General features: G+C 76.8%; 14 protein-coding genes and 1 tRNA gene. 4 read left to right on the top strand and 11 right to left on the bottom strand.

Features of this window, described 5'->3' with window-relative positions; genetic code table 11:
- Positions 1-12 precede the first annotated feature (12 nt).
- The 6 genes from PGN05_RS19660 to PGN05_RS19685 form a co-directional block, all read right to left on the bottom strand.
- Positions 13-639, bottom strand: coding sequence for a TetR/AcrR family transcriptional regulator (locus PGN05_RS19660; protein WP_419754260.1), 627 nt, complete (start codon positions 637-639; stop codon positions 13-15).
- Positions 640-844: 205 nt separating this feature from the next.
- The gene (locus PGN05_RS19665) at positions 845-985 is read right to left on the bottom strand and encodes a hypothetical protein (RefSeq protein WP_419754261.1); all 141 of its coding nucleotides are present in this window, start codon (positions 983-985) and stop codon (positions 845-847) included.
- A 109-nt stretch (positions 986-1,094) separates the two neighbouring features.
- Positions 1,095-2,108, bottom strand: a complete 1,014-nt coding sequence (locus PGN05_RS19670) for a TIGR03617 family F420-dependent LLM class oxidoreductase (RefSeq protein ID WP_419754262.1) — start codon at positions 2,106-2,108, stop codon at positions 1,095-1,097.
- 42 nt (positions 2,109-2,150) lie between these two features.
- Positions 2,151-2,297 carry a hypothetical protein gene (locus tag PGN05_RS19675; protein WP_419754263.1) on the bottom strand — a complete coding sequence of 49 codons (147 nt, stop codon included), beginning with the start codon at positions 2,295-2,297 and terminating at the stop codon, positions 2,151-2,153.
- A 64-nt stretch (positions 2,298-2,361) separates the two neighbouring features.
- Positions 2,362-3,288, bottom strand: coding sequence for a ribokinase (locus PGN05_RS19680; RefSeq protein ID WP_419754264.1), 927 nt, complete (start codon positions 3,286-3,288; stop codon positions 2,362-2,364).
- 22 nt (positions 3,289-3,310) lie between these two features.
- Entirely contained in the window at positions 3,311-3,778 is a 468-nt protein-coding gene (locus PGN05_RS19685) for a DUF6328 family protein (RefSeq protein ID WP_419754265.1), read from the bottom strand.
- 69 nt (positions 3,779-3,847) lie between these two features.
- Here PGN05_RS19685 and PGN05_RS19690 point away from each other — a divergent pair, with 69 nt between their 5' ends.
- The 4 genes from PGN05_RS19690 to PGN05_RS19705 all read left to right on the top strand — a co-directional run bounded on the left by PGN05_RS19690 (position 3,848) and on the right by PGN05_RS19705 (position 6,741).
- Positions 3,848-4,189, top strand: a complete 342-nt coding sequence (locus tag PGN05_RS19690; RefSeq protein ID WP_419754266.1) for a DUF3140 domain-containing protein — start codon at positions 3,848-3,850, stop codon at positions 4,187-4,189.
- A complete protein-coding gene (locus PGN05_RS19695) occupies positions 4,190-4,897 on the top strand; it encodes a methyltransferase domain-containing protein (protein ID WP_419754267.1) in 708 nt (235 codons plus the stop codon).
- Positions 4,898-4,970: 73 nt separating this feature from the next.
- Positions 4,971-6,002 (top strand): type III polyketide synthase, encoded by a 1,032-nt coding sequence (locus PGN05_RS19700; RefSeq protein WP_419754268.1) that lies wholly within the window; start codon positions 4,971-4,973, stop codon positions 6,000-6,002.
- Between the two features lie 73 nt (positions 6,003-6,075).
- A complete protein-coding gene (locus PGN05_RS19705) occupies positions 6,076-6,741 on the top strand; it encodes a response regulator transcription factor (protein WP_419754269.1) in 666 nt (221 codons plus the stop codon).
- Positions 6,742-6,745: 4 nt separating this feature from the next.
- Here the strand turns inward: PGN05_RS19705 and PGN05_RS19710 are convergent, their stop codons facing one another.
- The 5 genes from PGN05_RS19710 to PGN05_RS19730 all read right to left on the bottom strand — a co-directional run bounded on the left by PGN05_RS19710 (position 6,746) and on the right by PGN05_RS19730 (position 12,814).
- Complete coding sequence (locus PGN05_RS19710) at positions 6,746-8,404, bottom strand: GAF domain-containing protein (RefSeq protein WP_419754270.1); 1,659 nt, start codon at positions 8,402-8,404, stop codon at positions 6,746-6,748.
- 59 nt (positions 8,405-8,463) lie between these two features.
- Positions 8,464-8,970, bottom strand: a complete 507-nt coding sequence (locus PGN05_RS19715) for a universal stress protein (RefSeq protein WP_419754271.1) — start codon at positions 8,968-8,970, stop codon at positions 8,464-8,466.
- A gap of 178 nt (positions 8,971-9,148) precedes the next feature.
- Positions 9,149-9,946, bottom strand: coding sequence for a putative protein N(5)-glutamine methyltransferase (locus PGN05_RS19720; protein ID WP_419754272.1), 798 nt, complete (start codon positions 9,944-9,946; stop codon positions 9,149-9,151).
- 55 nt (positions 9,947-10,001) lie between these two features.
- Positions 10,002-10,072, bottom strand: a tRNA-Gly gene (locus tag PGN05_RS19725).
- An 84-nt stretch (positions 10,073-10,156) separates the two neighbouring features.
- A complete protein-coding gene (locus PGN05_RS19730) occupies positions 10,157-12,814 on the bottom strand; it encodes an ATP-binding protein (protein WP_419754273.1) in 2,658 nt (885 codons plus the stop codon).
- Positions 12,815-12,840 lie beyond the last annotated feature (26 nt).

The raw sequence follows: 12,840 nt of genomic DNA on the forward strand, positions 1-12,840 counted from the left end.
CGCCGCCGCAGGTCAGCGCGCGGCGATGGCGGCGGCGACGAGCTTCCCGGCCAGCGTGCGGCCGTGCGCGGCGGGGCCGTCGGGCCCGAGCAGGCCCCCGGAGAGGTACATGCCGTCGATGATCAGGTGCACCTGCGCGGCGAGGTCCTCACCGGCGCCGGGCAGCAGCTCCTCGGCCAGCCGCTCCAGCCGCGCGTGCAGCTCGAACTTGTAGTCGGCCGCGGCGCTGCGCGCGGGGTGCTGCGGGTCGTCGTACTCGCTGCTGACGTTGGTGAACGGGCAGCCGCGGAAACCGGCGCGGGTGACGTCGCGCTCGACGGCGTCCACCACGGCCAGGAGCGCGGCGCGCGGGTCGCCGTCGAGGCGGGCCAGCTCGGCGTCGATGGAGGCCAGGACCGTCGCGGCCTTGCGGGCCAGGTAGGCGCCGACGAGGTCGTCCTTGCTCTTGAAGAGCCGGTAGACGGTCATCTTGCCGAGACCGGTCTCGCGGACCAGCTCGTCCATGCCCACGCTGCGTGAACTGCGGGTGGCGAACAACCGCTCGGCGGTGTCCAGGACGATGGTCTGCCGCTCGGCCCGGCTCCGGCGGAGAGGAGCCACGGCGTCGTCGGCGGCGAGGGGGAGTGCGGCTGCGGTCACGGATCGGATGCTGCCGCAGTGCGTGACGGATCAGTTCGCGGCACGCCGGGCTCGCCAGTGGGTTGGTTGCAGTGAGTGACGAGGGGTTGCCGAGCAGGTCGGGACCCCGGGGATCGGTGGGACCGGTGTGACGATCAGTGAAGGAGGACCCCCCTGCCCCCCGCCGCTCGCAGGCTCGCGGCGGGCCCCTGCAGGGGGGCCGGGGTCACGCCCGGCGGACGCGGCGGGGGTTGGCCAGCATTCGTCCCAGCTGGACGGTGGGGGTCGGACCGGCCTGCGACTCGTCGGCGTGCTGGCCGGTGGTCGTCTCCTCGGATACGCGGGGTTCGCGCTGCGTGTTCTCCATGCCACCCAGCGTCCCCCGGCCGGGCGTGTCGAAAACAGACCCGAGACGGTGAGTTGAAGCCGAGAAGCTGAGACTTCTGTCACTCAGCGTACGGATCGACCGCTCCGGATCAGCGCAGGGCGGCGGCGAGGGACTGCTCGGCGGCCGGCCGGGGCGGTCCCGCGCCGTAGACGCTGAAGCGGTCGACCAGGCCGGCGAACCGGGCGCGCACCTCCCGCCCGACGTCCGCCGGGTCGGCGACGACGGCGAACGCGGCGAGCACCTCGTCGTCGACCAGGTCGCGCATCGCCGTCCACCGGTCCTCCCGGCGGCCGACCGACAGGGCGTGCAGCTCGTCGGCGAGCGCGCCCCAGCCGTGCAGCTCCAGGACCGGGCGGTAGGCGGGGGTGCTGCCGTAGAAGGCGACCTGGGCCCGGACCGCGGCGGCGGACTCCGCGCGTTCGGCCTCGGTCCCGCCGGTGACCACGAAGCCCGGCAGGCTCACGGTCACCTGGTCGCGGGTCCGGCCGGCGGCCGCGAGGCCCTCGGCCAGGGCGGGCAGCGTGCGCTCGCGCAGGTAGCGGGCGGTGGTGAAGGAGTGCGCGAGCAGGCCGTCGGCGACCTCCCCCGCCAGGCGCGTCATCGCCGGGCCGACCGCGGCCAGGTGCACCGGCGGGCCGCCCCACTCGTGCGGCGGCGGGGTGAAGACCGGCGTCATCAGGGTGTGCCGGTAGTGCTCACCGGCGAACCGCAGCCGGTTGCCCTCCTGCCAGGCCGACCAGATGGCGCGCAGCGCGGCCACGTACTCGCGCATCCGCGGGACGGGGGCGCTCCAGGGCATCGAGAACCGCCGCTCCACGTGCGCCCGGACCTGCGAGCCCAGGCCGAGCACGAACCGGCCGCGGGTGTACCGCTGCAGGTCGTGCGCGGTGGTGGCCAGCGTCATCGGCGACCGGGCGAAGGCCACCGCGATCGCCGTCCCCACCTGCAGCCGGGTGGTCGCCCGGCCGGCGAGGAGCAGCGGCAGGAAGGGGTCGTGGTCGGTCTCTGACGTCCAGACGCCGGCGTAGCCGCGCTGCTCCAGCTCGCGCGCGACCTCCCCGACGTCATCGCGGCCGGCGGGCAGGGCGGCGTCGAGCAGCACGGGCCGGAGCCTGCCGCACCCACCGCGCCGGCCGCCACCGGCTCAGGGGGTGTCGGCGCCCCCGTCGGGCCGGTCCGCGCCCTCGGCGGGCTCCTCGGCGCGCGGGGTGCGCCCGTCGGTCGACTCCTCGCCGGGCGGGTCCCCCTCGGCGCGCTCGGCGCTGCGCGGCGGTCGTTCCGGTTCGGTCATCGTCGTCCTCCTCGGTCGGTGCTCGGTCCGGCGCTGCGGGGTCCGTGCCCGGGGAACGGCCAGCTCAACCCCGCACCGCGGTGGCCGCGGGCAGCTGCGGGCGCAGGCCCGCCACGGCGTCGGCGTCCGGGAGCGCACCCCGCGCGCCCGGCCCGGTCGTGGACAGCGCGGCCGCGGTGACGGCGGCGGCCACGGCCTCGCCCGGCGCGGCCCCGCCGGCCAGCGCGACGGCGAGCGCGCCGCAGAAGCAGTCACCGGCGCCGGTCGTGTCCACCGGTCGCACCGGGGGCGGCGGCTGGAGGAGCGCCGGGCCGTCGGGGGGCACGAGCAGGGCCCCGCGCGCGCCGAGGGTGACCACGACGGTCCGCGCCGCGAGGCCCCGGGCCAGCGCGGCCAGCTCCGCCGGCGTCCGCTCGGCGGGGGTGCCGCCGGCCAGCTGGAGCAGCTCGTGCTCGTTGGGCACCAGCACGTCCACCCGGGCCAGCAGCCCGGCCGGCAGCGACTGCGGCGGTGCCGGCGTCAGGACGACGGTGCCGCCGGCGACCGCGGCCGCGGCGGCGACCGTGTCCAGCGGGACCTCCAGCTGGAGCAGCACGACCCGCGCCTCCCGGACCGACCGCAGGTCCACGTCGCCCGGCCCGAGGATCGCGTTGGCCCCCGGGACCACGACGATGAGGTTCTCCCCGCTGCCGTCCTCGACGGGGATGGTCGCGGTCCCGGTGGGCGCCTCCGGGGCCGGCCGCACGGAGGTGACGTCGACGCCGGCCGCCCGCAGCGCCGCCAGCTGGCGTTCGCCGGCGGGGTCGGCGCCGACCCGGCCGACCATCGCGACGTCGCCGCCGAGCCGCCCGGCCGCGGCCGCCTGGTTGGCGCCCTTCCCGCCGGGGGCGAGCACGGTGCCCCGGCCGACGACGGTCTCCCCGCGGCCGGGCAGGCGGTCGACGCGGACCAGCACGTCCTCGTTGAGGCTGCCGACGACGGTGACGGACACGGGTCAGCTGTACCAGACCGGCTCAGCGCCGCCGCTGCCGCAGCGGCAGCACGTACCAGGAGACCGCCCCGAGCAGGACGACGAAGCCGCACCCCGCGACGGCCGGGCCGCGGCCCAGGACGACGTCCAGCACGAGCAGGACCGCACTCGAGACGCCGAGGAACAGCAGCGCGAGGCCGATCATCAGGGCGCCGTCGGCGAAGGCCACCAGCTGCGCCTTCCGCTGCTGACGGAACAGGGTGCGGTGGAAGGACACCGGGGCGATCAGCAGCAGGGTCGCGCTGGCGGTGCTGAGCAGGGTGACCGTGTACACCGTCGTCCCGAAGGCGCCCAGCTCGTCGAACCGCGCGGTGAACGCCATCGTCAGCAGGAACGCGAACAGGACCTGCACGCCGGTGATCACCACGCGCACCTCCTGGAGCAGTTCGGCCAGGTTGCGGTCGAGCACCTCCTCCGGCGTCTGCCCCCGGGCCAGCGCGGTGGTCGCCACGTCCGTCCGTTTCCGCTGCACGGACCTGCGGTACCGCAGCCGGGAGGGCCCGACACGCGAGGGAGCGGCATGGCGACCGACGACGAGGACACGATCCGTCGCGAGTTCGGCGAGGCGGTGAACATGACCGCCGGTGAGCTGGAGCGGTGGCTGGAGACCGAGGAGTCGCGGTCGGTGGGGCAGAAGGACGGCGGCGGTGAGTCCACCGGCCACGAGTCGGGACGCCGGATCGTCGAGCTGCTGCACACGAAGAAGGCCGACCTCACCGACGACGACCTCGCGCACATGCGCAAGGTCCACGGCTACGTGCAGCGGCACCTGGCGCAGGAGCCGGCGAAGGAGGACGTCGAGACCTCCCGCTGGCGGTACTCGCTGATGAACTGGGGACACGACCCGCTCAAGGGGCGCTAGGTGCGGCTGGACGACCCGCGGCGCAACGACCCCGCGCAGTACGACGAGCTGGCCGACCACTGGTGGGAGCCCACCGGCGGCTTCGCGATGCTGCACTGGCTGGCCGCGTCGCGCGCCGAGCACATCCCCCCGGCGGCGTCCCCGGGTGCGGTGCTGGTCGACCTCGCCTGCGGTGGCGGTCTCATGGCGCCGCACGTGGCCCGGCTGGGGTACGTGCACGTGGGCGTCGACCTGGGCCGCAGCTGCGTCGAGGTGGCCCGGTCGCACGGGGTGGCCACCGTCCAGGGGTCGGTGACCGCGGTCCCGCTGGCCGACGGGTGCGCGGACGTCGTCGTCGCCGGGGAGATCCTCGAGCACGTCGAGGACGACGTCGCCGTGCTGGCCGAGTGCGCGCGGCTGCTGCGCCCGGGCGGCGCGCTCGTCATCGACAGCATCGCCGCCACCCGGCTGGCCGAGCTGATCGCCGTCCGCATCCTCGAGCGGGTCCCCGGCGGGCCGCCGCCGGGGATCCACGACCCGGCGCTGTTCGTCGACCGACGGCGGCTGCTCGCGGCCGCCGACCGGCTGGGGCTCGAGCTCCGGCTGGTCGGGCTGCGGCCGTCGGTGCGGGACGTCGTCTCCTGGCGGCGCGGCCGGCGGCGCACCGTGCGGATGCGGTCCCTGCCGCTCACCGCCGTCCTCTTCGCCGGCTACGGGCGCAAGCGGTGAGCGGGCAGCAGGTGCAGGTCGCACGTACCGTCCCTCCCATGAGGCCGAGCCCCAGCCTGGCGGAGGTCCGCGCGTGACCGGGAGCGCGGTCCTGACCGGCGCCGGGGCGGCGCTGCCGACGACGATCGAGCAGGACGCCGTCTGGGACGGCTTCTTCGCGGCGCACTACACCGGCGTGCGGGCCGCCCGCCGGATCTTCGCCTCCGCCGGGGTGCGCCGCCGGCACGCGGTCGCCAACCCGGTGGACGAGGACCTCAGCGGCTGGGGCACCGGCGCCCGGATGCAGCGCTACGTCGAGGAGGCGCTGCCGCTGGGCAAGCAGGCCGTCGCGGGTGCGCTGGACGCCGCCGGCCTGGCGCCGGGGGACGTGGGGCTGTTCGCCGTCGCGACCTGCACCGGGTACGCCACGCCGGGGCTGGACATCCGCCTGGCCAGTGACCTGGGCATGCCGCCGGGGCTGCAGCGGCTGCTGGTCGGGCACATGGGCTGCTACGCGGCGATCCCGGGCCTGGCGGCCGTGGGTGACTTCGTGACGGCCCGGTCCCGCCCGGCCGTGCTGCTGTGCTGCGAGTTGACCAGCCTGCACGTGCAGCCGGCCCAGGCCGACCTCGAGCAGGTGGTCGCCCACGCCCTGTTCTCCGACGCCGCGGCGGCCGTCGTCCTCGAGCCGGGGGCCGGGCGGGGACGCCGGCTGGCCGGGGTCGTCGCACGCACCGACCCCTCGACCGCGGACCACATGACCTGGGACGTCACCGACCTCGGCTTCCGCATGGGGCTCTCGCCGCGGGTGCCCGACGTGCTCTCCCGCCACGTGGGGGACGTCGTCGACGAGCTGCTCACCGGCGCCGGGCTGCGTGCCGAGGACGTCGCCGGCTGGGCGGTGCACCCGGGCGGTCCGCGCATCCTCGACGTCGTCCGCGACGAGCTGGGGCTGGCCGAGGCGCAACTGGCCGCCTCCCGGCGCGTGCTGGCCGAGCACGGCAACTGCTCGTCGGCCACCGTGCTCCTGGTCCTCGAGGAGATGGCCGACGTGGACGGGCCGGTCGTCGCCATGGCGTTCGGCCCGGGCCTCACCCTCTATGCGGCGCTGCTGCTCCCGGCCTGACCTGGGGTGACGCGGCACCCCGCCCGGCCCTACGCTCTGTGATCTGGGTCACTCTGCGGAGGGGGGAGCGGGAGTGGAGCCGGGGGACGGGGTCCGTGTCTTCCTCGTGGACGACCACGAGGTGGTCCGGCGTGGGGTGGCGGAGGTCCTCGAGGAGGACCCGGGCATCACCGTGGTGGGGGAGGCCGGCTCGGTCGCCGAGGCGCTGGCCCGCGTGCCCGCGGTGCGCCCCGACGTCACGGTCGTCGACATGCGCCTGCCCGACGGGGACGGCGCCGAGGTCTGCCGCCGGCTGGGCCCGCGCTGCCCGGGCGTGCGCTTCCTCGTGCTCAGCAGCTACCCGGACGAGGACGCCGTCGCCGCGGCCCTCGACGCCGGGGCCTCGGGCTACCTGCTCAAGCAGGTGCGCGGGTCCGCGCTGGTGTCGGCGGTGCGCACCGTGGCCGGGGGCGGCCGGCTGTTCGGCGCGGACATCGAGGGGCCGGTGCTGGCGGCTCCGCGCCGGCGCCCGGTCGAGCGGGACCGCCGGATCGACGTGCTCACCGAGCAGGAGCGGACGGTGCTCCTGCTCATCGGCGAGGGGCTGACCAACCGGCAGATCGGCGAGCGCATGGGCCTGGCCGAGAAGACGGTCAAGAACTACACCAGCCACCTGCTGGCCAAGCTGGGCCTGGAACGGCGCACGCAGGCCGCCATCCTCGCCACCGAGATGCGCGACCGGCTGGGCCCGGCCGGCTGACCGCTCAGGGCCGGGGCAGCGGCACCGACCAGCGCACCTGCGTGCCCGAGGGGCCGGCCGACGTGGTCAGCCGCCCGCCGTACCGCTCCGCCCGGTCGGCCAGGTTGGTCAGCCCGCTGCGGACGGTGACCGCCGGCAGCCCGATGCCGTTGTCGGTCACCACCACCCGCAGCTCGGAGTCCACGGTGACGGTGGCCGTGAGCCGGGTGGCCCGCGCGTGGCGGACGACGTTGGTCACCAGCTCGCGGACGACGGCGATCACGTCCGGCACGAGGGTGCGCGGGAGCTCCTCGATGTCCCCGCGCAGCCGGACGTCGGGGCGGATCCCGTGTCCGCCGGTGATGGAGCGGACCACGTCGGCGATCTGGGAGCGGACCGCGTCGGGCGAGGCGTCGTGCGCCTCGTGCAGCTCGTAGATGGCCGAGCGGATGCGCGCGATGGTGCCGTCGAGCTCGTCGACCCGCTCCGCCAGCCGCGCCGCCACCTCCGGGTGGGTGTCCTGGAGCGACCGGCTGACCCCGTCCAGCGCCAGGCCGGTCGCGAAGATGCGCTGGACGACGTGGTCGTGCAGGTCCCGCGCGATGCGGTCGCGGTCGGCCTCGACCTGGAGCCGGCGCTCCCGCAGCTGGGTGCGGGCCAGCTCGAGCGCCACGGCGGCCTGCCCGGCGAAGGCCGACGCCAGCTCGAGGGTCGCCGGCTCGAAGGGCTCGCGCCCGCGGAGGCGGAGCGCGACCACGGTGCCCAGCGCCGGGCGTCCCGACAGGGGCACCGTGAGCATCGGGCCGAACTGGCGGGCCAGGTCGTCGACGACCGCCGCGTGCGGACCGGTCGCGGCCTGGACGTGGACGTCCTCGAGGATCATCGGCAGTCCCGAGCGGTGCGCCTCCCCGAGGGCCGTTCCGGCCAGGGGGATCCGGACGCCCTCCACGTCCTCCCCGTCGACCCCGACGGCGACCGCGATCGTCAGCGCCTCCTCGCCGTCGCCGGCCGACGGGAGGAGGACGCCCGTCGCGTCGGCCGAGGACAGGGCCGCGACGCGCTGGGCGATGGCCCGGAGTGCGGTGTCGGGGTCGGCGCCGGACAGCAGCGCGGTGGCGACGTCGGTGCCGGCCTTGGCCCACGCCCGGCGGTGCTCGGCCCGCTCCACCATCTGCGCGTTGGCGATGGCCAGGCCGGCCACGGCCACCAGTGCCCGGGCGGCCCGCTCGTCGGCGTCGGTGAAGGGTCTGCCGGTGCGCTTGGCGGTGAGGTAGAGGTTGGCGAAGACGCGGTCCTGGACCCGCACGGGCAGCCCGAGGAGGCCCGCCATCGGGGGGTGGCCGTCCGGGAAGCCGATCGACGCCGGGTGCTCCCGCAGGTCGTCCAGCCGGAGGACGTCGGGCGATCGGGTCAGGACGCCGAGGACGCCCCCGCCGGTGGGCAGCCGCCCGATGCGCTCGCGGTCGGCGGCGTCCATGCCGACGACGACGAAGCGCTCGATCCGGGTGCCCGTGGCGTCCAGGACACCGAGGGCGCCGAACGCCGCGCCGACCTGCTCCACCGCGGCCTCGACGATGCTCTCCAGCGTCGCCTCGAGGTGGTCGCTGGAGGCCCCCGTCTGCACGCCGGCGACGAGGACGGGGATGAGGGACGGGTCGGGCGCCTCGGCGCCGGGCGGGGTCACGGCCCGGCCGCCGGGGGAGGGGATGCTCCCGAGGGCGGTGTGGGAGATGCCGGCCTCCGTCAGGCGCCCCGCGCCAGGCGGCGGGCCGGCAGGCGGGGGACGGCGGGTCGCAGCAGCGTCTTGCCGTGGGCGCCGACCACCACCAGGTCGGCGCCGCGGGCGGCGCTGGTCAGGGCGTCGAACACCGGCCGTTCCAGGACGGTGGTGCGGGTGCGCCCGACGACCCCGGTCTCGGCGATCGCCCGCAGGACCTGCGCCTCCAGCCGCTCGAGCGCGGCGTCCACGGTGCGCCGTGCCGTCCGGCCCAGGCCGCCGAGCGGGTCCTCGTCGTCCCCGTCGATCACGCTGACGGCGACGACGGTGGCCTCGCGGCGGGCGGCCTCGCGCAGCGCCCACACCAGGGCGCGGTGGCCGCCGGGCGTGCCGTCGACGTCCACGACCAGCCAGGGGCTCTGCCGCCGGGGGAGCAGCGGCGTCAGGCGGAGCGGCTCCACCCGCGGCGCCTCGGCCGGGTTCCCGCCGACGGTCCCGCCGCGCGCGTGCTCCGGTGTCGTGTCCTCCGGCATGAGTCCCCCACAGCGCTCGCGGCCGTCGTCGCAGCGATCGTGTCCGGCGTCGCACCGCCGCGGCAGGGCCCAAGGACCCCGGTTCCCCCAGGTCAAGGCGCGACCGGACCGTTCCGGAAATGCGTTGGAGCGTGTCACTGCGCAGTGTGACGGGATCCGTACGCAGCGGTTGCAGTGGTCAGGCAACCCCGGGTGGCGTGCCGACCACGACCGTCGCGTCGCGGTCCTCGTCCCGCACCGCGGCGGCCGCCAGACCGCCGGCCTCGACCGCGGCGAGGGTCAGGGGCGTCTGGTCCTCGCTGGTCTCCAGCAGCAGGCGGCCGCCGGGCGCCAGCCACCGGCGCGCACCCGCGGCGACCTGCCGGTGGACGGCGACGCCGTCCGGCCCGCCGTCCAGTGCGGCGCGCGGCTCGTGGTCGCGGGCCTCCGGGGGCATGTCGGCGATCGCCGCCGTCGGCACGTAGGGGGCGTTGACCGCCAGCAGGTCCACCCGGCCGAGCAGGCCGGCCGGCAGGGCGGCGTAGAGGTCGCCTCGGTGCACGCGGCCGCCGACCGCGGCGAGGTTGCGCCGCGCGCACCCGACGGCGGCCGGGTCGAGGTCGGCGGCGTGCAGCTGCACGCCGGCCAGCGCGGTGGCCACGGCCAGGCCCACGGCGCCGGAGCCGCAGCACAGGTCGACGACCACCGCCCGCGGCGTCCCGCGGAGGAGCCGGACGGCCTCCTCGACGAGCAGCTCGGTGCGCCGGCGCGGCACGAAGACGCCCGGGGCCACGGCCACCCGCAGCCCCGCGAACCCGGCCCAGCCCAGCACCGTCTCCAGCGGCTCACCCGCGATCCGGCGGGACAGCAGCGACTCGAGGTGCTGAGGGCCGGTCGCGGAGCCGAGCAGGAGGCCGGCCTCCTCCTCCGCGAAGACGCACCCGGCGGCGCGCAGCCTCGGGACCAGCGCCGTGGCGGGCGGGAGGGGGAGGGGCACCGGGACCTCCTGGACGCGGCGCGCCCCGGTGCGGGCAGCCCCGGAGGGGCAGGAGAGCGGGTGACGAGAATCGAACTCGCACTGTCAGCTTGGGAAGCTGATGTTCTACCATTGAACTACACCCGCGGGACCTGGCCAGCGTACAGGGACGGGCCCGGGGAGCGCGGAGCAGGGTCGCTCGACGAGGGCGTTCCCACCGAGGCGGCCGCCTCAGCCGGTGCGGATGACCACCGTCGTCCCGGCCGGGCTGGGCGTGGCGATGATCTCGCCGACCGCGCTCATGAGCATCGACCCCCGGCCGCGGTCCATGCTCGCCACCCGCTCCCGCCACCGCCCGTAGTCGCGGACGGCGATCTCCACGCGCCCGCCGACGACCTCCGCGGCGACGTCGATGTGGGGCTCGGTCGGGTCCTGGGCGTGCTCGACGGCGTTCGTGGCCGCCTCGCAGGTGGCCAGCACGAGGTCGTAGGCGAGGTCCTCGTCGAGACCGGCGTCGGCGAACAGCGCGCGCAGCCGCCGGCGCAGCGCGGGGATGGACGACGTGCTCGACGGGAAGCGCCACCGACCGGTCACCGCTGCCGCCTCCGCGGCCGGGCCGGGCGCCGGCGGGCGGGCGAGCGGGCTGCGGGGCCGGGGCGGGGTCACCGGGGCCGCCGGCGTCGGCGCCGTCCCCCGGGCGGAGGCGGGCGGCCGGGGCGTGCCCGCCCGGCCGGCGGCGCGGTCGAGGACCGCCCGCACCCGGGCGACGAGCTCCGTCGACCGGAACGGTTTGGGCAGGTAGTCGTCGACGCCGGCGTCGAAGCCCTCGACGGCGGCCTCCTGCCCGGCCCGGGCGGTGAGCATGACGACGGGGAGGGCGCGGGTGGCGGGGTCCGCGCGCAGCGCGCGGAGCAGGCCGAAGCCGTCCAGCCGGGGCATCATCACGTCGGTCAGGACGACGTCGGGGCGGGCGGCCGCGACCGCGGCCAGCGCCTCCTCGCCGTCGGCGACGGCCCGGACCGTCCAGTGCGGGGACAGCAGCCGGGTCAGGTAGGTGCGCATGTCGGCGTTGTCGTCGACCACCAGCACGGTGGCCGCGGACGCGGGGCGCTGCTCCCCGGCGGTCCAGCCGAGGTCGTCGTCCCAGGGCGCCACGGCCGCGCCGCTCGCCGCAGCCGACGGGGTCGCCGGTCCCTCCGTCGCGGCGTCGGGTGCGCCGAGGGGCACGGTGACGGTGAAGGTGCTGCCGACGCCGGCCTCGCTGGCCACCTCCGCGGTGCCGCCGTGCAGGCCGGCCAGCTCGCGGACCAGCGCCAGGCCCAGGCCGGTGCCCTCCCGGCTGCGGGCGGCGCTGCCGGGGACCCGGTGGAAGCGCTCGAACAGGCGCGGCAGCTCCTCGGCGGGGATGCCGACACCGGTGTCGGACACCCGCAGGACCAGGTGCTCGCCGTCGGCCCGCAGGGTGACGTCGATGCCGCCGACGAAGGTGTACTTCACCGCGTTGGCGACCAGGTTGAGGACGATCTTCTCCCACATCCGCGGGTCCACGAAGGCCGGTCGGTCCAGCGGCGGGCAGTCGACGGTCAGCCGCAGCCCGGCCCGCTCGGCGGCCGCACGGAGCACGCCGGCGAGCTCGGCGGTGTACGCGGCGACGTCGGTCTCGACGCGGACCGCCGAGGTGCGGCCGGCCTCGATGCTGACGAACTCCAGCAGGTCGTCGACCAGCCGGTGCAGCCGCTCGCCGTTGCGCAGGGCCAGGGTCAGCTGCTCCCGGGCCGGCGCGGGCAGCGGTGCGCCGTCCCCGGCGAGCGCGTCGGTGATCGGGGCGAGCAGGAGGGTCAGCGGCGTCCGCAGCTCGTGGCTGACGTCGGCGAAGAAGGCCGTCTTGGCCCGGTCCAGCTCGGCCAGTGCCTCGGCTCGGGAGCGCTCGGCGGCGTAGGCGCGGGCGTTGACCACCGCGGCGGCGAACTGGCCGGCCAGCAGCTCGTGGAAGGAGCGGTGCTCCTCGTCGAGCGCGCGGTTCGGGTTGACCCCGACGACCAGCGCCCCCACCGGCTCCCCGCCCGTCCCGCCGGCGAGGGGGAGGACGACGGCGTCGGTGACCGGGTCGCCCCACGGCCCGCCGCGCACGCCCAGCGCGGCGACCTCGGCGGGCAGCAGCGCGCCGGCCACGGGGGCCACCTCGGGGAGCAGCGCGGGGTCGCAGCCCGCCGTGGTCGCCCGGTGCAGCGCGGTTCCCCCGGGCGGGCAGAGGTAGACCGCGGCGAACGGCACGTCGAGGGGGTCCGCGGCCAGCGCCGCGGTCATCCCGGCGACGGTCGCCGTGTCGTCGCCGAGCGGCCCGGCCGACGACGCGACGTCGTGCAGCAGCCGCTGGCGGCGCTCGGCGAGCACCTGCCGGGTGACCTCGGTGCACACCGCGTGCATGCCGGCGACCTCGCCGTCGTCGCCGGAAGCGGGCGCGTGCGAGACGGTGAAGTAGGTCTCCTCGCGGTAGCCGGCGCGCTCCAGGAGGAGCAGCAGCTGGGGGATCCACGACGGCTCCCGGGTGGCCATCGCGTGCTCCACGGGACCCTGCAGCGCGGCCCAGCCCTCGGCGAGGGTCACCCGCAGGTCGTCGCCGATGGCGCCGGGGTGCTTGGCGCCGATCAGGGTGGCGTAGGCGTCGTTGTAGATCTGCGTGTAGGCCGGGCCCCAGGTGAGGATCATGGGGAACCGCGAGGCCAGGACGGTGCGCACGGTGTGCCGGAGGCTGGCCGGCCAGCCGTCGACCGGACCCAGCGGCGTGGTGGACCAGTCGAAGGCGGCCATCAGCCGGCCGTTCTCGCCCCCGTCGCGGAAGGGGTCCCCGTCCCCGGGGCCCGATCGCTCGCCGGGGCGTGCGCTCACGTCCTGCCACACCTCCCGTTCCGGTC

Origin of the sequence: Geodermatophilus sp. CPCC 206100 (genome assembly GCF_048569675.1) — a bacterium.
In the GTDB taxonomy this organism is placed as follows: domain Bacteria; phylum Actinomycetota; class Actinomycetes; order Mycobacteriales; family Geodermatophilaceae; genus Geodermatophilus.

Bases quoted from the DNA above. Each gene is read 5' to 3' on its own strand.
- PGN05_RS19665 (WP_419754261.1), bottom strand. From the start codon at position 985: ATGGAGAACACGCAGCGCGAACCCCGCGTATCCGAGGAGACGACCACC.
- PGN05_RS19675 (WP_419754263.1), bottom strand. From the start codon at position 2,297: ATGACCGAACCGGAACGACCGCCGCGCAGCGCCGAGCGCGCCGAGGGG.
- PGN05_RS19690 (WP_419754266.1), top strand. From the start codon at position 3,848: ATGGCGACCGACGACGAGGACACGATCCGTCGCGAGTTCGGCGAGGCG.
- PGN05_RS19715 (WP_419754271.1), bottom strand. From the start codon at position 8,970: ATGCCGGAGGACACGACACCGGAGCACGCGCGCGGCGGGACCGTCGGC.